We start from the raw sequence: 20,750 nt of genomic DNA, 5'->3' as shown, positions 1-20,750 counted from the left end.
TAACGTTTAGATGGCCAAATTTTGTGGGTGTCTATAGTTGTTTTCTCTAACAATACGATTCCATTTCGATATAAAAACTTAAGTTCATCTTCAATATTTGCGTAGATATTCGTAGTAATAGGGCCTTGTATAGCGTGTATGTTTGGAATTTTGTTCAAAACATCTACTTCTAGATCTAATAAAGATTTACATTCTAAAGTCTTGCCTAGGGCACCATAAAATCTTGAGATAAATGGAAAGATGATTTCACCCAAACAAAAATGGTCTATCGTTCCAAAAAAGCTACTTTTAGTATCATAAGCATCTCTCTTACAGCGTTGCTTCAATTCTTTACTGGCTTTAACCGTAAAGGTTATAGCTATCACTCCTTGGAAACTAGCAAGGTTTGCAACTTCATTCCTAATTTTTTCAACTACTACAGTGGTTTTTCCGCTTCCCGGACATGCAGTAATAACCATACTGGAATGAGAGTTAATCGCGGCTTGTTGCTCCTGCGTAAATGAAAATACTGACATATTATTTTGATACCTCAGCAATCGCGAACATCAAAGGTTTCGCTATTTCTCCATGTGCAATATTTGGAAGTTGGTCTTTGAATGCAGATAAAAACTCTCTCATTCTGATGGCTTTTCTCAACTGGATAAACTTGATTGCTTCATGGATATCATCTTTACCTGAATATTGTTTTAGCTCATTTTCCATTTCTAAAGCTAAATCATTTTCTAAATCAATCTTTGCGAGAAAAATGCCGAGCGGGTTAATAGTTGATGAAACAGTTTGCCATGTTCCATTTGCTACTATGTCTTGCGCAAAAGTAGTCTCAGCAACATTCGGTAACTCAGGAAGCTTAGCCAAGTTTTGACACCTATTGACACCAGCTAATCTTTTTTCTGGTTTACGAGGTACTTTCGATACATCATTATCTGTTCTCATTACCCAAGGTATCTCTAATGAATCAAGGATATTGATATAGACTTCAAACTGAACTCCATCGACACTCAGAATGGAAATGTTGTAGAAATCTAAATCTATACCTATAGCAGTAGCCATTTCATGATAAAAAAGCTTTTCCGATGGGCCTTCAACTAATATTACACAACTGGCAAAAAATGCTTCAGCGGGTAATATACTCATTCGATAACCTAAATTATCCCAAGCTTCAGAAATACAATTTGAGCAGCCACTGCTAGCTGCTTTACTAGAACCATTTCTATTTATTAAATTTATGATGGAATCAGGGGAATATCGCTCAGTAATTTGTGGAGAATGACTAGTAATAATTGTTTGTCCAGCTAACTCACTTATTAAATAATCTGCTAACTTTCTTTGTTGATGTGGATGGAGGTGAGCTTCAGGCTCTTCTACACAATAAAATGTAACTTCATAATCGGGGTCAAATTCACGCTGACTCTTGGCTTTCCATAATGCTAAAAGTATTTGATTATTTCTCCCATCACCACCAAGTGTAATTTTAGAACCTGAAGAAGATGCGCCCAGTTCTAAGTTTTCTATAAATTGATTAACTTTGATAGCACCAGAATCTAATTGGATTGAATAATCATCATTCGAATAGGCAAGTTTTTTTAACTCTTGGTTAACGACAGAAGTTGAGTCTTTAACATAGTTTAAGCGTGCTACTCGCTTATTGATAACCTCAAGACCACGAGAAATTTTTGCCATTTCGTTATGATCTTCCGAAATTTGTTCTTCTGCCAAGTTAGTTTGAGATAACTTTAGCAAATGCTTCTTTTCGGAATTAATAAAGTTTTTTAAATCTCGTCTAGAGCGAACATATCGAAGGTTTACATACTTTAAGTAATACCGAGAAGGAACAACTTCCAACTCTTCAGGGCAAGAACCAATCAATAACTCATATTCTAAGGTATTTTTGTCTGCTTTAAGCTTAAAGAGTGATTCGCCATCATCACTTACATTTCCCTTTAAAGTTGCTAATACGGCATCTTCAGTTATATCGGAGAAGTAAACTTCGATGGAAAAACTCTCTGACTGCTCTCCATTTTCTGCAATATGAAAATCTGTCAGTTCTGGCTCAATATCTCTTTCAGATAATGACTTATCCAAGAGCAATCGCAGTGCATAAATTAGATTTGTTTTACCTACATCATTGGAGCCAATAATTAGTGTTTTATCATTAAAGTTAATTTCAGAACGTTCAAAGTTCCTAAAACCTTCAATTTTTACTTTGTTTATTATCATTACCGCGACTTCCTTGGCTACATTAACAAGATGATATTATTAAAAAGCCCCGACTAGCGAGGCTTTGGACTCTAAATTAATCACTCTCCAGTGATCCATATATTTTCAATTCTGCCTGCCAACATTCATCTCCGTTTAAGTTTTCAAGCATCATTTTTTCATATACTTCATATGACACATCATTAAGAATACTTATTAGCGCTGAGTCACCCACGGGTTTCTCAATAGCTTGATGAAAAGACCAGCATGATATCTGCATCCAGTGATCATTTTTATCAAGTGATGATTCTATTTTTTGGTATATTTCGTTTAAAACCTCTCCACCTGTTATAAAAATCTCACCAAAATATTGCCCGTTAAGGTCTACAGAATCAGGCCATAATAATCGAGTTTTTTCAAATAACTCTTTTTTAGTAAATGTCATTTTAACAACCATCCCTTTTTAATACGCATCCACCATTTTCACCACCAGTTATCGTAGTTTTATTTGTTGTGGTTGGGGTTTGTCCCGGTTTATTGCCAGCTTTCCACTCCCCGCCATTTTCTCTTTTATTTGTATGATCAGTAGTACTTTTCTGCATCAGTGTACCTGTTTTCTTTTCTTTATATCCTTGATCTCCTTTTAACTTAACAAAGTCCTTTTTTGAATTATCTGGAGTTTTTACCTTATCACCTACCTTGGTAGTGCTTTTCAGGCTTTTTACCTTTGTTTTTCCTGTAAGACCAGCTTGAGTCGACTCAACAATAGTGTCTGCATAATTATTGATTGGACTCCCTTCTTCTGTGATAGCAGCAATTCCACGGGCGACTAAATTAGCTGCTGCAAGCCCTTTCTTTGTATTCGCTCTTCTTGTTTCACCAGTCGGATCATTGTAGTTAACCGGATCATTCCCCACATAAGCATAAAGGTTCATCTGATCTTCATAACCCACAGGGTCAGTTTGCAAGAAGCGTCCTAGCTTTGGATGATAAATCCGTGCTTTGTAGTAATTCAAATTTAATTTTTCAAAGTACAGCTGCCCTGTATAGCCAAATCGATGCTTGTTGGTACTTCCTGCTATTCCATAGCCATCATATGTTAACGTTTGAGTTAACCCCCCTGAAGCATTGGCTACAGCTACAATACTTCCTTGATGGTTTGCGTATAGATGGTTCGCACTACTTTTTAAATAATTTGCTCCATCAAACGATATTAGAGGTTCATCAATATTGTCAGTATGAACATACCGTTGAGTCATACCGCCAGAAGAGTTGTATTCAGCAATTAAGCTATCACCATCCCATAGATATTCGGTCTTAACACCATTGAGCGTGGTCTCATACAGGCGACCAAAAGGATCATAAACGATGGCTGCATTTCGATTGTAGCCTGATGATGTAACGAGGCGGTTTTCATTGTCATACGTATAGTTTGCATAAAGCACACCATCACTAGTCAGGTTTCCATTACCGTCATAGCTTAATTTAGCGCCAGCAACACTTGTGTATTGATTAAGGTCATTAACAACGTACGTTCCTAATTTGTTAATATTTCCGCTATAGCGGTAATTAGTATTAGACGTATCTTCAAACGTTATTTGATTTGCAGGATTATAGAGGTAACTGTAATAGACGTCATTGGTCTTTCCTGACAAGTTATGACTTAACCCAGAGAGGCGAGAAACATTGTCATATTGATAAGATGTTGATGTGCTATTGCTTTTAACTATTGATTGGCGCAAGCTCAAATTGTTGTAATAGATAGTGTTTAACGTTATCGCCGATTGATCCTTTATCGTTGTTAATCTATCCAGTTCGTCATAATCATAAGTAAAGTATCTATTGTCACTGTGCGTCAGTTTATCTCTATTATTGTTTAAATCGTATTCGTATTTAATAGTCCGAGTTCTAGCGTTACTGCCACTGCCCATTACAATTGTATGAGTTAGCTGATTACCCACACCATCATAGGTATTTGTATGTCCTTGCCCTGATAAACTGAACTTAGCGGTGAGCATCAGCCCTCTGCTATCGTAGGTGTAAGTGACGTTCTTAGCATAATCACCAACGACTACCTTAGAGACTTTTAAATCATTCTTATCGTAGCCATATGTAAATTGAGCACCATTTCGCTTGGTTTCCTGTGTAAGATTTCCATTGTCATCATAGACAAAATGCTCAAAGCCACCGCCACTAGGATAATAAACGTACTCAATACGTCCAAAATAATCGTACGTGTATGAGGTGATATTATTATTTGCGTCTGTAATACTGCTTAACAAACCTATCTTTACTGGGTCATAACTTCGGCTCGAATATACTTGCTGTAGAGATGTTCCATAAGCTTTGTATGTCAGTAAAACCTGTCCGATGTTGTCATATGTATATTTCGTTACTCTGTCATAACCATATTGAGAGCTGTAGGTTGGCGTGCAAGCATCAGTGCTTAAATTAAAAGCGTTTGTATTTAATCGAACAGCTTCACAATTGACTCTTTGATACTTATCGTAATTAGTTTGTGTAAAGCGATACGCTTTTCCGTCTGAGCCTTTTAATGTTTTACTTGAGACTAAACCGTCAGCTGTATATGTAAATGAGACAGATTTGTTAACCTGAAAGCCTGACCAGTTACTTGGGCTAACTGTATTAGATTGCCAAGCAGATAAATAACCTGTTTCAACTAATACTAATTGGTTATTACCATTGTATGATTGCCTTTGTGCCGGATGACCTAAACTGCCAGCGCCATCGGGGTCAGGAGATATAGTCCCAGTCAGTTGACCATATGAGTTATAACGCTTCACAGTTGTGTATGCTTGCTCGGTTTGAGCAGCCGATGCGATATTACTCAACACAACTCCATTTAATATGCAGCACCAAAATACAAAATTTTTAAATATGCTCATGTCTAGTACTCCCTTATCGCATTGCAGTCCAATTGTGCTCTTGGTGAACTAACACCTATTTCTCGACCTTGAGAGTCGTAGGTAAAGCAGGTAGTTCTTGTATCAGTTTCCCCTTGCGTGGAGATTGTGGTGCCAATCAAGAATAAGTTATTCGCTGCACTTCCAGAGCCATAGTTGTACGTTGTAGTAACTTTGTCGTTTCCTGAGCAGTTCACGCCGCTCATTGCTGAGCCTTTGCACTCATATTCATAATCGAGTAGCCAGATTGGCTCTGAAGAGGTTGTCAACGTGCCACTTTGGTTTTTATAACGGGCATAATATTCTTTATATTCATAAATTACTTTTCGTTGAATGCCTTGATTATTTCCAGGGTAAGTAATGGACTTTATATTTCCAGATTGAGGATGATATTGGTAATTTATAGTGTTTATGGAGCCACCACTTCTATACCATTTAGAGACTGATGCAGGCTTGTGACAGAAAGAATAGTTATCACAAAAGCCAGTATAAGAATATGGATAGCCGACAGTGGACATTAATCCGTCAGATTCCTTCTCAATTAATCTGTCATACACATCGTATCTATAATCAATAACCACACCATCAAGCTTGCTTTCAACTTGTGTTACGTTGTTAGCAAAAGTAGCCTCTAGCTGAATAGATTTATCCCATGTTTCGATTTCATATGGTGAAGAGACACGTGCTTGTGAATATTCAAAGACGTTTGCAGGTCTTGTCACAGATTGTACATTTTTATACCCTCCGCTCGTCCATACTCGAGAGCCCCAATTATTATCAGCAGCCATTCCACCATTTCTAAAATTATAGGTAGTAGTCACACCGTTATTTACGGCCTTGGTTAATATTCCTTTTGCACCCGCCGTAAACCAAAGGTGAGGCAATTGGTATGCTGGATTCCATACATTTTCATATTCATATGAAATATCGAGACCTTTATTATTGGTAACTCGTTCAATACGAGGATAAAAATACTTACCATAATCAGGAAATTGAGCCCCTTCTTGGTCATCATGAGCATAGTGGTGAAATTCAGTTATCGTACCAAACGCATCTTTAACGGTAACAGTACTTTGACCTACATAAAGAGCTCTTGGCATACCATCAGGCCATACATATTCAACTTGTGGCCATTGATGGGAGGTTGAACAGGTGTTTCCTGTGATAGGACAAGTTTCAATTGCATTGTTTAGCGCAATGATTTTACTCGGAAATTCGTTAGACCAGTTCAAAGAATCTGCTAGAACTGAGGGGTTGTTTGTTGCGGATTGTTTGCTAGATTCCAGAGGGCGTGAATGGACATCATAAATATATTTTAACTGCAAACCATTATTGGAGGTTACGCTTGTAATTTTAGCTCCAATGCTGCTACTACTTTTATGGATATCTATTGCAAAACCATTTGGGTGCTCAATTCGAACCATAGAAGCATAAGGCGAAAAGTTCTGAGAAAATGTTTTAGGAATTGACTGTTGAGAGTAAAAAAGGACTTTTACACCGCTAGGCTTAATGAATGCAAAATGATTTGCATCTTCCCTAATCAACTGAAGACGTTTATCCCCCATTGATTCAAATTTGCCATCAGAGGTAACAGTAAAATCTGCACTTTGTTCATGGTCTGATACATGTATGCTCTCAAAATGCTTGCCTGTCGAAGAAAGTTCATTTGTATGAACAATTCGTCTTATCCCTCCTCTATATTTCTCCTTGTATCCACTGATGTATGAATCTAGGTTTGCTAAATCATTAGAGTTAACTGAAATACTGTGAGAAAGAGCAAGTGCGCCGGTACCTATTGAAACGTCTGTAAGTTGGTAATAAAGCGTTCCAGATACGTTGTTTATATTATTATTATCAGTGACTTGATATATTGGTTGGCCTATTTCTGGTTCTTTATGAACTGTTTCAGCAGATACGTTTGGCGTAAGAAACAATGTAGCCAGAAAATAAGCTAATTTATTATTTTTCATAATCTTTCCTTGGATTAATTAGCGCAATTGTTTAATGCCACGGTTGCTCTATTACCCGCATCATCGTGCTCATAATTGCGGTTCCCGTTTAGCTTGTCTTTAATACAAACTAAACGACCTAATGCATCATAGGTGTAAATAAGGCTGGTATTGTCTTTAAGTTCAAACCGAATCTGATCGATAGCAATATCTCCTCTATTTCCTCCAGCAGCAACGGCTACAAACCTCACTTTTTTAGATGATGGATACTGAGAAATATTGACAGAAGCTTGGGTCCAAGCAGCTCCATTAGAAGTGTGTTGCTGACCTGATTTTTCCCAAACTCTTTCCCAGCCATTGCCGGCATCAATCTCAAGCGCTAACGTCCCTATATCAGCACCGAACATGTGATAGTAAAATGACACTTCAATTGCTGTGGTCGTTGCAGACTGGAGGTAAGCACTATCTCCAGCGTAATATGCTGCACCTGATGAGGTTTCAAAAAATACGAACCATTGTGAACCCTCTGCACCTCCGCTGGGGCCTGTATTTCCAGAAGGCGTGTAATACTGCCTTCTATACCAAGCTTCAGTGTATGCTGATGCTGGCTGTGAAAAGCCTTCCCAGCTATATTCAAAGTGCTTTGGAGTAGTGCTCGATAGAGTAGAAGAGCTAAACAGAGTAGCTAATAAACTTGTGAGTAAAATGGTTTTTTTCATTAGCTGCCTTCCACCATGTCATTGTCTAGCGGAGCTTTCTTTTTAATTTTTCCATCACAAATGAATTCAGCGGCATCTTGAATCGTCCAGTTAAACTCATCATCACATTTATTTTTTCTAGATTTTTTTGAAATTGCGCAGATATTGGTTTCTTCAAATGAGACAACCCCCGACATCTTGCTTTTACATTTGACTTTAAAATGTTCATTTTTTTGCTTAATAGATTTAACCCTAGGGCTTTCAGGCTCTATGTTTCCAGCCATGGAACTGAGAGATGGGGCTATAAATCCAATTAAAAGTGCTATTTTTATTTTTTTGTTCACTGCAAATCTCCTTATAAATTAGCGGCATAATAATAACTGATAATTTATTGAGTAACCTCAAGCTATAGACAAAGAGAAACAAAAAACAGGGCAAAGCGTTAAAAAATAGACAAAAAGAGATTTTTTTAAGACAAGGAGAGTGAGCAGGTGTTGAGTTAAATAATCGATTAGGTTTGAAGCTTGCTTCCTAGAACAAAACAAAAAAGCTATTAAAGTAAGGTGTATAAATGCCACTTCATTTATTTATATTAAGCCTTATTATAGTGTCCTAGATTCGCATAATAAGTGCAATTTCCAAGATTAGATGGCCAGTTGCTATAATTCGCCATTTTCTCACCAAAGGAAATTGCTAATGAATTATAAACAACTGACCAGTGAAGAACGATATCAGATTTACGCATTAATGAAAGCAGGGCTGACTCAAAAAAAGATCGCTACATTGATTAACCGCTGTGCATCTACAATATCTAGAGAGGTTAAACGTAATAAAGGCCTTAAAGGCTATAGGTCAAAACAAGCCCATGAATTCTCTAAGGTACGTGCTAAAAAAGCTTACAAATACCGTAAAATAACGCCACTTGTTACGAGTTGGATTATTGAGCTGTTACAACGTGATTTTACACCAGAGCAGATTGCAGGTCGTTTGGCGATGGAGAAAAATATATCACTTCATCATGAAACTATTTACCGACTCATATATCGTGATAAAGCAGATGGAGGTGTACTTTATAAATGCTTGCCTCGTGCTAGTAAACGCTATAGGAAGCGTTATGGGAGCTATAAACCAATTATCCAAATTAGACAGACCAACAATAGAATTTGGATTACTTATAATTCAGTATATTTTTGCGTTTTGTTAAGGTGAGGTAAAGCTGAAATTACATAAAATAGAAATGTTTTGTTTATTCTAAATTCCAATGTATTTAAATCCAAAATTAAATGTTGGCTTACATAAATACAATAATTCAGTAGCTTACTTTAGTTATATACCCAAACCACTTCAAGATGCAGGATTCAGTTGGAATTAGAAACACTTTAGGCAAGACATTGATCTTGAATGGTTATTCCCTTTTCAAGATCAATAACACAGCTTAAAGCGCTTCTAAACCAACCCTGCGGGGACTTCTGAGCAAATCATGTCGTTGTTGCCTGCATGGATGTAGGTACTAGAGCAATGCAGGAGCATATTGCCAGTCCATCTTATTTTAAGGGAGCAACCATTAATACAAAGATGCCTAGACACTTGTTAATACCTTGCCTCCAAACCTTTTAATTCTCGCAGAAACCCTGCACTTTAAATTATAACGAGTATATTTCAATGAGAAAGCCCTTGATTGTGCAATAGCTAGAGATTGTGGTTGTAAGTAACCATATTAGACGAGTAAGGGAATAATTTATAAGATCTTAGGGCAAGACGATCATTCAAGAACGTTTAGAAAAATACTCTCTTGAATGATCATGGGTATAATAACTTATTCCAACCGTTTACTTTAACTTTTCATTCACGTAGTTATCTACAATCTTAGCTAAAATATCCAAAGGCACAGCGCCATTTTGTAAGACAACATCATGAAATTCTGGTAAGTTGAACTTATCACCTAAGCGTCGCTTCGCATCTTCTCTAATCTCAAGAATTTTCATCATACCAACTTTGTAAGAAGTCGCTTGACCGGGCATAACAATATATCGTTCAATTTCAGAAACAACATCGCTTTTTGCCATTCCTGTATTCTTCAACATATAATCAATACTTTCTTCTCTAGTCCAGCGTTTATGATGAATACCTGTATCTACTACTAACCTAACGGCACGAAAAAGCTCCGCTTGTAATCTACCAATATTATCAAATGGATCATTTTGAAAACCTAGCTCCCAAGCAACCTGCTCGGCATAAAGAGCCCACCCTTCAGTGTAAGCCGTAAAAGGGGACATTTTTCTAAACAATGGTAAACCTTCTGCTTCCATAGCAATAGCTATTTGAAAGTGATGACCAGGAATACCTTCATGATATGCTAAAGTGCGCATTGCATATTTAGGTGTGCTTTTTATATCGTATAGGTTAGCAAAGAACATACCTGGCCGAGAGCCGTCAATCGCGGGTTGTTGATAGTATGCACCCGGTGCAGTTTTCTCTTTAAACTCAGGAATACGGCGGACCTTCATTCCAGCTTTAGGGCGAATATTAAATGCATCGTCAAGGCCTGAACTAATTTCATCTAGAATAACCTGATAATCAGCAAGAATTTTCTGACGCCCGTCATCTGTATCTGGATAATAGAATTTTTCTTGGTTTTTTAATATTTCAATAGCCGGAGTAAAACCACCACTAATATCAAAACTTTCTTTTGCTAAAATGCTTAGTATCTCACTTTGAAGACGAGTTACTTCACTTAATCCTGTATCGTGAATAAAATCAGCACTGTAATCAGTGGTAGTAAAAAACTTTAACGAACTAGCATACGCTTTATCACCATCAGGATGCTTCCAAAAGCCGTCATCTGTATTTGATTTTTCTCTTAGTTTTTTAAAGTAATTAATAAATAATTGATACGCAGGATGCACTGAAGAATGCATTATTTCTTCAACATCAGCTAAAATACGAGTTTGTTCCTCTTTACTAAATACTGATTCATTATCAACTGTTGCGGCTTCTTGGACTTTATCCATTTTATCTTTTAAAGAGACATAAAGAATGTTTTCTTTCACAGGCTTAGCAATAAAATCTTGCATTTCATCAAGTACTCTGTCGATAACAAACCTTGGTGGAATTATTCCTTTATTTTCTATTAGCTTCAGGCTCTCAAGGCTTTGAGTGAATTTACGGTTAACTTGTGATAAACGACTAATATAATTATCTACATCTTCAATGGTATTCACTTGATGTTGAGCATCCATAAAGCTAGGAAAACCATTTTGAATGCCAAACAATTGATTTACAGGGTAGTTATGATAGCGAAATTGCTTAGCTTCATTGGCAAAATCCAGTAGATATAATGCTATCTCTTTTGATGTACGATCTGACTGTTCTAGTTCATCATCAGCATATTGTGCAACGCCTTGACGAATAGTAGGGATCATATCAAAAAGTTCATTTGCTTTTTCTATGCTGGCATCATCTAAATCAGCATTATGTCCTTTAATACCGATACCTTCTAAAAAGCCAAGAGAGGTGAGTGTTTCAGGACTATCGAAAGCCATTTTCACCATAGTACGATCTACATACGATTTAAAACGAATTGGCTTATCGGCATACCATTCATGCCCTATAAACGACGCTCCACCAATAATAAGTAATAGGATTATCAATCCAAACCATTTAAGTATTTTCCTAATCATTACAATTCCTTATTTTTATTTAAATCATAAACTCGTTATTTAAATTTTTATTCTAAAGCTAAATTCGAATACTTATGGGTATTAGCTGAGTGCTTATAATGTTTTGATGAACCTATCACTAAAATATTTTTTAAATCTTACAGTATAAGCAATTTCACTTCTAACAATAATTTGTAATTATTTATTATACTTGGCCTCAAATGAAATCCAAAAACAGTTAAAATGATTGGATTTAATACAAGCCATATTATCGTTTTTTATTTTTTATTACATGCACTTAATGCAGTATTGCTATGATACAGATAATTTCTTTCATTATAATTCCCTAAAAAAGGTAGTATACTCAAACCACATCAAGATTCAGAATTCAGTTGGAATAAGAAACGCTTTAGGCAAGATATTGATTGCCCTTCAAAGCCTGCTTAATCACTGACTTTTTTATGCTTACATATATCTATCAATTCATATCCGTTATAATCTCGACATTGTATACTCCTATGTGAAAACCTTTAATGAAATTTCCTTGTCGTTTAGATAAATTTATTAGCCACTTGGCTGAAACTCCCAGAACAAAAGCCAAAGCAGCAATAAAAAGGAAGTTTGTTACCGTAAATGGTGAAGTGATCCGCAGCTTTGATTATCAAGTAAAACCTGATGATATAGTCATGTTTAAAGACGAACAACTAATTGATTTAGGTAAACGTTATTACATGCTAAATAAACCTGAAGATTACATATGTGCTAACAGCGATGAAATTCATACGACTGTTTTTGAGCTTTTAAATGAGCCTAAACTGGGGGAATTACATATTGCAGGTAGACTTGATATAGATACAACAGGTTTAGTATTAATCACTAATGATGGTGATTGGTCACACCGTGCAACCTCCCCTAGACATCAAAAATTCAAAACCTACTTAGTTGAAACTGAAACTGAAATTACTGTTCAAGAAATTACTCAGCTTGAAGAAGGTGTAATGCTACATGGTGAAAAAGCACTGACATTACCTGCAAAAGTTGAAAAAATAGCGGGTTTTAGCTTAAAACTTTCGATTCAAGAAGGTAAATATCATCAGGTAAAAAGAATGCTAGCAGCTGTTGGTAATAGTGTTGCCGCATTACATAGAGAACAAATCTCTGATATTTTCCTAGATGAAAACTTAGCAGCAGGTGAATATCGCCCATTAACTGAAGATGAAATAAACTGTATTTAATCAAGCTCACACATCTCAGCCAATAAAACATTAATAAAAATCATGACATTCATGATTTTTATTAATATCTTCCTCTAGCACTTAATTTTAAAAACGCTATTATCATGTAGAAATAATAATAAATCAGAGGTAATAGCTCTATGAGTTTACGTTCGAAAATTATTGCTTTTGTAGGGGTATTGTTTATTGCCCTTATAAGCATTGCAGTTTTAGGTTTACAAGTATTACGTCACACCAGCGAAAGTGACAACATTGCACGAATAAACCAGTTAATGAAAAGTACAACGAATATAATACAACAATTTGAACAACTCTCCACTTCAGGCCAGCTTACCGAGCAACAAGCAAAGCAATACGCTAGTCAGATCCTTAGAGAGAATAAATATCATGACTCCGAATATGTCTATGTGGTAGATGATAAACTTAATTTTATTGCGGCTCCTCACGACCCTCAATTTCACGGTACCAGCTTTAATGAATTTAAAGATTCAGATGGAGGTAGTGTAGGTCAACTAGTTGAACGTTTAGTCGGTAATAAAACCAATGATATTATTACTTATCACTGGACTAAAAATGATAAAGAAGAAGTTGTAGATGTCACCTCTGTGGTACAAAAAACAGATGATTGGGGCTGGTATATTGGAACAGGCATAAGCTATAAAGAAGTAGATGAAAGATATTGGTCAACTGCAAAGTGGCTATTAAGTTTGTCTATTATCATTGCCATTGCTTTTGCTTTTGCTTTAGGTCATTTTGGTTTAAAACTAAATAGCGCACTCGGTGCTGAAATCAACCAAGTTTTAAGGATAGTCCGCAAAGTATCTAAAGGTAATTTACAGCAAAATAATACTTTCGATAACGCTAAAAATGACAGCGTTGTCGGAGCGATAACCTATATGCAAATCGGATTAAAAGAAGTTATTCAAGGCATTAAAAATGTGTCAGATACATTAAAAGTACAAACGCTTGATTCTGAAAAACGATCTGTTGAACTTGATAATCTAACTGAAACACTCAGTAATGAAACACAAATGGTGGCATCTGCAATAACTGAATTAACTGCATCTGCTGAAGCGGTATCAAGCCATGCTAAACAAACAGCTGAATCTGTAAAAGCAGCAGAGATACAGGGCCAAAATGCGCATATTCTCACTAAAGAAGCTTCAAAAACGATTACTTTACTTGAGGCTCAAATTGAAAGTGCCGGTGCTAATATCCAAATACTAGATGAGGAAGTTAATAACATTGCGAATGTCTTAACTGTTATTCAAGGCATTGCTGAACAAACTAACTTACTAGCATTGAATGCTGCAATTGAAGCAGCCAGAGCCGGAAATCAAGGTCGCGGTTTCGCTGTTGTAGCCGATGAAGTCAGACAATTAGCACAAAGAACACAAAGTAGTACTGAAGAGATTCACACCATGATTTCGCGTCTACAAAGTGCAACTAAAGATGCAAAATCATCGGTAATACAGAGTATATCTACAAGTGAAGAAACGGTTGAAAAATCTCAAAAAATATCTCAAGAGTTACAAAAAATTGCCAATTCATTATCTGAAATATCTCAAATGAGCCATCAAATTTCTATTGCTGCTAAAGAGCAATTTGAGGCAGGTGAAGATACAGCTAAGCGAATTGTGAATATTTCCGATACGGCCAATAATACGGCTGAAGTTTCTAATCAGGCACATACATCAACCGATGAGATTAAATTATTGACGACTAGTTTAGAAAAAGAAGTGACTAAATTTGAGTTATAGGAGGTTTTATACCCATGTTACTTAAAAATACATGTTTCAGAGCTATCTGAGCGAGTCCTATTCAAGGCGTGTTGATGGTAGACATTGGAACCAAGGTAACGATGAAGTAGATAAGTGGATATGCTCTGAAGCGCCGTCTCGGCGAGTTTAAACAGAGCTTATGTGGCGTTATTAATTTTGATAAGAGAACACCATTATCTTCAATTAATACCTTCCCTAAACCCTGCTTAATTCTCGCTGAAATCGTGTATTTTGAGATATCTTAGGTATTTATCAGAACTAAAGAACATTATCACTTTAGTTCTGATTTTATTTACTCAGTTAAATAGCATGATTAAAGTTCATATTTAGGTTTTATTTTTACTAAATCGAATTGCAGTAAAGATGGTATTATTTTTTGTAAGTGAGTTTCTGTTTCATCAAGCTTTTGTAAGCAACTACAATATTCAGCAGCTTTAGCCTCTAGTATTACTGCTTTTTTATGTAATGATTTATCAATTTCTTTTGATATGATATCCATTCTCATACCCATATCTGATATTCGTTCTTCTAAGTTACCTTCATCTGATTCAAATGCATCACCCAAAGCAACTAATATGGCACCTAAGGAACCATGAACAGCAGCATGAATTTTTTCACTGATTTCATTTTTAAAAAAGTCATCTAAGCGAGATAATGATTGCGGCGCAATGTAGTAAAAGTCATCACCCCTTTTAAATTTACTCATTAGGGTTTTTTCAACGTACTCTAATTGATTTTTAAGTACTTGAGGTTCTTTATCTGAAAACCCTTTTACCACTTGCTCTATTGCTGATAAACCTAAATTCACCCCATCTGTTGCTAAATTTACTAGCTCAGGTACAGTATTACGTAATCCTTGCTCAAACTCATTTAAAACTAAAGTTTCTTCTTCAGTTAATTCAATTAATAAGCCTTTAATAAATATTTGCGTATCTTTCTGATTTTCACCTAAATTTATTTGTACTCTTGTTTGAGTTTTATCAACAATTCGAATCACTTTTTCTGTAATAATAAGACCATGCTCTAATTCAACATTACATTCCTCGTCAGCAACTGCGTTAAAGCTTAAGAAATAAAAGCCAAATAAAACTATAAATAAGCCAATGCATAACTTGTTAACCATTATTTTGCTCATAAAAATACTAGTGGACGTACTTTAACAAAAAAAGTCAACGATACCCAATGACTCGATAAATAAAAAATGTGACATAAACTCCGTATTATAAATTGTTATATATTTAATTATTTAGCATATCGAACTAATCTGACATAAATATCTGCATTTTTGCTTTTTAGATTGTTTTTACCGCTATAAAAAGCATAGGCCCAGGCATGATCACCCACATTAATACTTGTGGTATTAGTCCAATAATTTTCAGGTGATGTATTTGGGAATAGCACTTTATTCACAGCCGGATCAACACACTGCCTTTCAACAATACCCGCTAATTGTTTAAAGTCAGGTACATGCCAGTCGCTAAACTCTGCAAAATCAGTTGACTGAGCTGTTTGTAATGCTTGCTGCCAAGTCATTTGTTTTGCGTCATTATCACAACTTGTAGTTTCACTGTTATATGTTTGGCCTATACTACAGCGCATCCACATCAATCCAGTTAAACTATCTTCTACCGTGCCGTTATCATTTTGCACAAAACGATCTGTTGGCGTTGTTGCTGTTAAGTCTGAATCATAACAAGTTTGCGCTAAGCTAACTTGACTGAATATAATGCTTAAAACACCCAATAATTTAATTAATGTCATATTTGTGCTCTCTCAATAAACTATGTATTAAAGCTATGGTGTTCTCACTAAACGTAAATAACCTGTATTTGATTTTGGATAGGCTAAATCATTGCCTGTTTGCATATCTAAAATCCAAGCAAAACTTAAGCTTTGGCCATCAGCGCTTGTTTCAAGGGTCCAATAACGTAAGTGGTTGAGCGCCGATTGCTGTGGAATATTTGGAAATATCTCAGTGTTGAGTAAGTGAGTTTGTCCTTGTTGACTTAAATCCATTAATCCCATTAACTCATTATAACTTGGTACTCTCCAGTTATTGCCTCCACAATAGTTAGTTGCATTAACTTCGCTCACAAAAGTTTCTAAGCCACAATCCACATTACTTGGGCAAGAAGAGTTTGCTGCACCTTTAATGCCTTCAACCCCCCCATTACCATCACCAGAATAGAACCAGGTATAATGGTTTTGCCCTTCACGTAGTTCGGTATTGGGTATCGTACCAGTATTTTGTTGTTTTACTTCCCAAATCAGCCCAGTGATATTATCTCTGACACACGAAAAGTCTGTGGCGTTATCTGGTAATTCATCTGCAAATTCATTTAGTTTAGTAAAATCAAAACCAGAGTTGCCGATACCTATTTTATCTAAATGTTGCGCTACAGAGTCACGACCTAAATCAGCATCCTGCCCAGGAAATTCAGTATTATTACACGCTATTTTTTGAAGTTCATCAAAGCACTCTGTCATGCCTGAATCATTACTTATACCTAAAGCAAATGTTTTAACATTTACTCTTGCATTTCCTACCGCAATTCTATTTTTTTCATCCGTCACTGTAACAGCAAATAATAACTGTTCTGCGGCATCAACATCAGGCACTAAAAAGTGACTAATACATTGATTCGCTTGAATCAAGTTAACGCTGGTTCCAGATACCTGAGTCCATAAACAGCTGAAGCTTGGTGTTAATGCGCTACTTTTACTGGCATCTAAAGAGACTGTTTCAAACTCATTTACCGATTGTGTAGTACCTGTATCTACATCAATTACTTGCTCTGTTTTATGCAGTAATAGGTCAAAAAAATTTGTTTGACTGCCATTTTCATCATCTGTAATAGTAAGGCTAAATTGCGTTGCATTGTCAACATCTAATAAAGGGTGAGAGAAGCTTAAAGTCACTTGATTTACACTTGTTAAATTTACTGGTTCCCCCTTTGTCTGCTGCCATTGATAAGTCATTAAAGCACCATTTGAGTCAGGATCAAATGATTTTTCACTACTTAAAGTGATAGTATCTGCATATTTAGAGGGGAGTTGCGTTGGTGCTGTTTGTTCGATTGAGACTGTTGGTAATTGATTGACAGAGCTGACAATAACAACAACCTCATCAGTTGCTGATGTATTATTAAGTGCTGCGTACTTAACTTGAAAAACAAGTTGTGTGTTTTGTTTTACTTCAGGTGCTGCAATGCTTTGTTCTGCGCCCTCGGCAGGAAAGCCGGCTAGAATAGGACCACTTGTTTGCGTCCAAGAAAAAGCTCCTTCCGCTGGTGCTGCTATCGCAGATAATCTTATTGTTGTTTTTTCATCTACAATTTGATCTGAACCTGCATTAACACTGGCAAGCACTTCTTTTTTAGTTTCTGAATTTGAACTTCCACCACCACATGCAGTAATATTTACAGCCAATAAAGCTATTAAAGCTTTTTTTTTCATGCCAAACCCTAATTTGTCATTATCTCTAAAACTCAACATGCAAGATATTCGCCAGAAATTTTTGACACTGGAATGCAGGTTTTACATATAGCTCTCTTGATGGATCCTAACGAATAACTTTGTGCCTATTTTACTGTAATCAATTTTATACTCTCTGCCATCGAGAGATTGTATAAATATTAATTGCTTAACTTCACTAAAAACATCCTGAGTTGCAACATAAACAATTTCTAAATAGCGCTCTTTTGCTTCTCTTCTATTTTTAGGTAGTTTTTCTTTAAAAGGTTCTAAACCATTTTGAGTTACTTTAATTTTTGGGTGGTTTTCGCCGTTAACAACAATCAAATCTAGTTTTTTTTCTTTATGAATAATTGTATTACGCCCACTTGTTATATAGGCTCTTTCACTTTCACTCATTTTATTCATTCCTACGATATAAATTTATCTTATTACTTTTACAGCGCTCATTTTTATTATAGCAACGCAAGTCATTCTTCATCAAATGAAAAAGTAATTTCTGCCTGTTACTGAAAATAACCAAAATATAATACAGCCATTAAGCATGCCCAAATTAACATATAGCGTACTCTTTTACAGTACATACAACTTGATTTTTTAACCATTATTTCCACTCTTTAAAAATCTAAAATTTAAAAGCTTATACATTTTTCGTTTAATTAACAAAATAATAAGATGCTTAACAGACGCATTAATGTCAATTTTTTATACAATATAGTTAATGTTATTTTATTAATGAATCATCAATATGTTGCGTAAACAAGCTAATCAAGCTATTTTTATTAATAGTGCTCAAAAAGATTACATTAAATCGGTTCACTTTCATGATGGTGATATTGTCAAAGCTGGACAGCTTTTAGTACAACTAAATAATGCACAAAAAAAGCGCAAGTATTAGAGCTAACCGTTAATTAAAAAGAAGATAAACGCCAACTAGACAGATTAGCTAAAACACAATCAACAGCAAAGTCCTTATTAGAAGAGCAAAAAGCCCTGCTTATCCCAATAAATTTTTTAACGGTGAAATCACTCATATTGGTTCTCGTGTCAATCCAACAACCCTAAATGTATTAATTACAGCTCGTTTTACTAATCAAAGCCACCCACCTTATTAGCTTTAGTATTAGCCATAGGTTTAGTGGTTGATGACGCCATAGTCATGCTTGAAAATATTCACCAGAGAATCTATGCTAGGTCAACGTCGTGTAACGACCTTTATTGATAGAGGCGAAGAATATGATGTCATTATTAAAGGCACTAAAAAATATTTTGTTGAACCTAAAAACATTTCTACATTTATTTAAAATCTTTATCGGGAGAGTTAGTGCCATTAGATAGTGTTATCACATTATCAGAACAAGCCACAGCTGATCGCTTAAATCATTATAACAGAATGCGTGCAATTACCTTAACCGCTAATTTAGCGCCTGGTTATGCGTTAGAGTCAACTTTAGACTTTTTAAATAAAGTCGCTATGGAAGAAAATACTTTAGGTGGCGCTATCGACTATAAAGGTGAGTCTCAAATGTTTTACGAAGGTGTATCCGCTATGACTTATATTTTCGTATTGGCTTTAGCCGTTACTTTTTTAGTATTAGCGGCGCAATTTGAAAGCTTTGTGCATCCGCTAATTATTATGCTTACCGTGCCGCTAGGTTTAATTAACGCTTTAGCTGGATTATATTTCAGCGCATCAAGCTTAAATATTTATAATCAAATAAGCATTATCATGCTGATAGGCTTAAGTGCTAAAAATGGTATTTTAATTGTCGAATTTGCTAATCAATTAAGAGATAAAGGCATTGAGTTTAAAGCTGCACTTATTAAAGCCTCAACACAAAGGTTACGCCCTATCATAATGACATCATTAACAACTGTTATGAGTTCAATACCACTTGTTATGGCCTCAGGTCCTGGTTTTTAAAGCCGCATGGTAATTGGTATCGTGATCTTTTACGGTGTAATTGTAGCAACACTGTTAACGTTATTTATTGTGCCAAGTGCATATTATGCACTTGCCCGTAACACGCAATCACCTGAATTTTTACAAAATAAGTTAAAACAACAGCAGCAGGAATTCTCACAAAAAATTAAACTAAAATAAATCTAGGTTCTAGACATTCATCTAGCACCTAGATCCTGCCCTATTTTTAGTTATACTGCTGTTACAGATATAAAATGTGAACTTAAATTTATGGATAATAATCTACAAACAGCCACTTTTGGTGCCGGCTGCTTCTGGTGTATCGATACCGCTTTTAGAAATGTTGCTGGCGTAGAGTCTGTGCGCTCTGGTTATGCTGGCGGCACAATTGATAATCCGACCTATCAACAAATATGTACGGGTTTAACAGGTCATGCAGAAGTCGTTGAAATTAAATTTGATGAGCGCCAAGTCTCATTTAATACTTTATTAGATATGTTATTTACTTTACACGACCCAACCCAATTAAATCGCCAAGGTAATGACACCGGCACTCAATATCGCAGTGTGGTTTTTTATCATGATATGGAACAGAAATACTTAACAGAGCAAGCGATTGTTAGGTATCAAGAAAATCATAGTGATGCGATAGTCACTGAACTCAGTCCTGCACCGACGTTTTATTCAGCGGAAACCTATCATCAAGACTATTACGCTGCGAACCAAGAACAGCCTTATTGCAGCATGCTAATCGGGCCAAAGATCGCTAAGTTTAAAAGTATGTTTACGGCATATTTGAAGTAAGCAAGAATAAGCACTCAGTAGAAATTTGTGATATCAAGTAAAGTGAGGCTCATGCCTCTCACAGAACCATACGTACGGACCTCGTATACCCAAGCCACTTCAAGAT

At 35.8% G+C, this 20,750-nt stretch carries 17 protein-coding genes and 1 pseudogene; 6 read left to right on the top strand and 12 right to left on the bottom strand.

Annotated elements, in window-relative coordinates:
• From CJF42_RS20755 to CJF42_RS20725, 7 genes are all read right to left on the bottom strand, one after another.
• On the bottom strand, nt 1-515 hold a 515-nt coding region (locus CJF42_RS20755; RefSeq protein ID WP_170940692.1), incomplete at its 3' end, for a UvrD-helicase domain-containing protein.
• Between the two features lies 1 nt (nt 516).
• Nucleotides 517-2,217: an ATP-dependent nuclease gene (locus CJF42_RS20750; protein ID WP_095368502.1), complete on the bottom strand. Its 1,701-nt coding sequence runs from the start codon at nt 2,215-2,217 to the stop codon at nt 517-519.
• Nucleotides 2,218-2,293: 76 nt separating this feature from the next.
• Nucleotides 2,294-2,641, bottom strand: a complete 348-nt coding sequence (locus CJF42_RS20745; RefSeq protein WP_141235611.1) for a hypothetical protein — start codon at nt 2,639-2,641, stop codon at nt 2,294-2,296.
• 1 nt (nt 2,642) lies between these two features.
• Nucleotides 2,643-5,102 carry an RHS repeat domain-containing protein gene (locus CJF42_RS20740; protein ID WP_095368500.1) on the bottom strand — a complete coding sequence of 820 codons (2,460 nt, stop codon included), beginning with the start codon at nt 5,100-5,102 and terminating at the stop codon, nt 2,643-2,645.
• Between the two features lie 2 nt (nt 5,103-5,104).
• Nucleotides 5,105-7,054 (bottom strand): hypothetical protein, encoded by a 1,950-nt coding sequence (locus CJF42_RS20735; protein WP_141235610.1) that lies wholly within the window; start codon nt 7,052-7,054, stop codon nt 5,105-5,107.
• 50 nt (nt 7,055-7,104) lie between these two features.
• Nucleotides 7,105-7,788 carry a hypothetical protein gene (locus CJF42_RS20730; protein WP_095368498.1) on the bottom strand — a complete coding sequence of 228 codons (684 nt, stop codon included), beginning with the start codon at nt 7,786-7,788 and terminating at the stop codon, nt 7,105-7,107.
• Nucleotides 7,788-8,111: a hypothetical protein gene (locus tag CJF42_RS20725; protein WP_095368497.1), complete on the bottom strand. Its 324-nt coding sequence runs from the start codon at nt 8,109-8,111 to the stop codon at nt 7,788-7,790. Before CJF42_RS20725 ends, CJF42_RS20730 begins: the two co-directional genes overlap by 1 nt.
• 352 nt (nt 8,112-8,463) lie before the next feature.
• Between CJF42_RS20725 and CJF42_RS20720 the strand changes: the two genes are divergently transcribed.
• Nucleotides 8,464-8,976, top strand: coding sequence for an IS30 family transposase (locus tag CJF42_RS20720; RefSeq protein ID WP_170940691.1), 513 nt, complete (start codon nt 8,464-8,466; stop codon nt 8,974-8,976).
• A gap of 620 nt (nt 8,977-9,596) precedes the next feature.
• Here the strand turns inward: CJF42_RS20720 and CJF42_RS20715 are convergent.
• Nucleotides 9,597-11,447 (bottom strand): DUF885 domain-containing protein, encoded by a 1,851-nt coding sequence (locus tag CJF42_RS20715; RefSeq protein ID WP_095368495.1) that lies wholly within the window; start codon nt 11,445-11,447, stop codon nt 9,597-9,599.
• Between the two features lie 512 nt (nt 11,448-11,959).
• Between CJF42_RS20715 and rsuA the strand changes: the two genes are divergently transcribed.
• A complete protein-coding gene (rsuA, locus tag CJF42_RS20710; protein ID WP_095368494.1) occupies nt 11,960-12,661 on the top strand; it encodes a 16S rRNA pseudouridine(516) synthase RsuA in 702 nt (233 codons plus the stop codon).
• Between the two features lie 140 nt (nt 12,662-12,801).
• Nucleotides 12,802-14,421: a methyl-accepting chemotaxis protein gene (locus tag CJF42_RS20705; protein ID WP_095368493.1), complete on the top strand. Its 1,620-nt coding sequence runs from the start codon at nt 12,802-12,804 to the stop codon at nt 14,419-14,421.
• Between the two features lie 334 nt (nt 14,422-14,755).
• Here the strand turns inward: CJF42_RS20705 and CJF42_RS20700 are convergent, their stop codons facing one another.
• The 4 genes from CJF42_RS20700 to CJF42_RS20685 form a co-directional block, all read right to left on the bottom strand.
• Nucleotides 14,756-15,565, bottom strand: coding sequence for a DUF2884 family protein (locus CJF42_RS20700; RefSeq protein ID WP_095368492.1), 810 nt, complete (start codon nt 15,563-15,565; stop codon nt 14,756-14,758).
• A 119-nt stretch (nt 15,566-15,684) separates the two neighbouring features.
• The gene (locus CJF42_RS20695) at nt 15,685-16,203 is read right to left on the bottom strand and encodes an Lcl C-terminal domain-containing protein (protein WP_095368491.1); all 519 of its coding nucleotides are present in this window, start codon (nt 16,201-16,203) and stop codon (nt 15,685-15,687) included.
• 33 nt (nt 16,204-16,236) lie between these two features.
• Nucleotides 16,237-17,898 (bottom strand): Lcl C-terminal domain-containing protein, encoded by a 1,662-nt coding sequence (locus CJF42_RS20690; protein WP_095368503.1) that lies wholly within the window; start codon nt 17,896-17,898, stop codon nt 16,237-16,239.
• An 81-nt stretch (nt 17,899-17,979) separates the two neighbouring features.
• The gene (locus CJF42_RS20685) at nt 17,980-18,315 is read right to left on the bottom strand and encodes a hypothetical protein (protein WP_095368490.1); all 336 of its coding nucleotides are present in this window, start codon (nt 18,313-18,315) and stop codon (nt 17,980-17,982) included.
• 349 nt (nt 18,316-18,664) lie between these two features.
• Here CJF42_RS20685 and CJF42_RS26890 point away from each other — a divergent pair, with 349 nt between their 5' ends.
• The 3 genes and pseudogenes from CJF42_RS26890 to msrA all read left to right on the top strand — a co-directional run bounded on the left by CJF42_RS26890 (nt 18,665) and on the right by msrA (nt 20,644).
• Nucleotides 18,665-18,814, top strand: coding sequence for a biotin/lipoyl-binding protein (locus tag CJF42_RS26890; RefSeq protein WP_141235609.1), 150 nt, complete (start codon nt 18,665-18,667; stop codon nt 18,812-18,814).
• Between the two features lie 277 nt (nt 18,815-19,091).
• Nucleotides 19,092-20,020, top strand: a pseudogene (locus CJF42_RS20680) (efflux RND transporter permease subunit); the annotation flags it as partial.
• 90 nt (nt 20,021-20,110) lie between these two features.
• Nucleotides 20,111-20,644 (top strand): peptide-methionine (S)-S-oxide reductase MsrA, encoded by a 534-nt coding sequence (gene msrA / locus CJF42_RS20675; protein WP_095368489.1) that lies wholly within the window; start codon nt 20,111-20,113, stop codon nt 20,642-20,644.
• Nucleotides 20,645-20,750: the final 106 nt, after the last annotated feature.

Source organism: Pseudoalteromonas sp. NBT06-2 (assembly GCF_002276045.1).
Taxonomy (GTDB): Bacteria; Pseudomonadota; Gammaproteobacteria; order Enterobacterales; family Alteromonadaceae; genus Pseudoalteromonas.
This window is presented reverse-complemented; position numbering and strand designations above follow the sequence as displayed.

What these genes read in the sequence shown, in the direction of transcription:
- CJF42_RS20685 (WP_095368490.1), bottom strand. Translation starts at nt 18,315, where the DNA reads ATGAGTGAAAGTGAAAGAGCCTATATAACAAGTGGGCGTAATACAATT.
- CJF42_RS20715 (WP_095368495.1), bottom strand. Translation starts at nt 11,447, where the DNA reads ATGATTAGGAAAATACTTAAATGGTTTGGATTGATAATCCTATTACTT.
- msrA (WP_095368489.1), top strand. Translation starts at nt 20,111, where the DNA reads ATGGATAATAATCTACAAACAGCCACTTTTGGTGCCGGCTGCTTCTGG.
- CJF42_RS20745 (WP_141235611.1), bottom strand. Translation starts at nt 2,641, where the DNA reads ATGACATTTACTAAAAAAGAGTTATTTGAAAAAACTCGATTATTATGG.
- CJF42_RS20695 (WP_095368491.1), bottom strand. Translation starts at nt 16,203, where the DNA reads ATGACATTAATTAAATTATTGGGTGTTTTAAGCATTATATTCAGTCAA.
- CJF42_RS20740 (WP_095368500.1), bottom strand. Translation starts at nt 5,102, where the DNA reads ATGAGCATATTTAAAAATTTTGTATTTTGGTGCTGCATATTAAATGGA.
- CJF42_RS20705 (WP_095368493.1), top strand. Translation starts at nt 12,802, where the DNA reads ATGAGTTTACGTTCGAAAATTATTGCTTTTGTAGGGGTATTGTTTATT.
- CJF42_RS20720 (WP_170940691.1), top strand. Translation starts at nt 8,464, where the DNA reads ATGAATTATAAACAACTGACCAGTGAAGAACGATATCAGATTTACGCA.
- CJF42_RS20730 (WP_095368498.1), bottom strand. Translation starts at nt 7,788, where the DNA reads ATGAAAAAAACCATTTTACTCACAAGTTTATTAGCTACTCTGTTTAGC.
- CJF42_RS20750 (WP_095368502.1), bottom strand. Translation starts at nt 2,217, where the DNA reads ATGATAATAAACAAAGTAAAAATTGAAGGTTTTAGGAACTTTGAACGT.
- CJF42_RS20690 (WP_095368503.1), bottom strand. Translation starts at nt 17,898, where the DNA reads ATGAAAAAAAAAGCTTTAATAGCTTTATTGGCTGTAAATATTACTGCA.
- rsuA (WP_095368494.1), top strand. Translation starts at nt 11,960, where the DNA reads ATGAAATTTCCTTGTCGTTTAGATAAATTTATTAGCCACTTGGCTGAA.
- CJF42_RS20700 (WP_095368492.1), bottom strand. Translation starts at nt 15,565, where the DNA reads ATGGTTAACAAGTTATGCATTGGCTTATTTATAGTTTTATTTGGCTTT.
- CJF42_RS26890 (WP_141235609.1), top strand. Translation starts at nt 18,665, where the DNA reads ATGTTGCGTAAACAAGCTAATCAAGCTATTTTTATTAATAGTGCTCAA.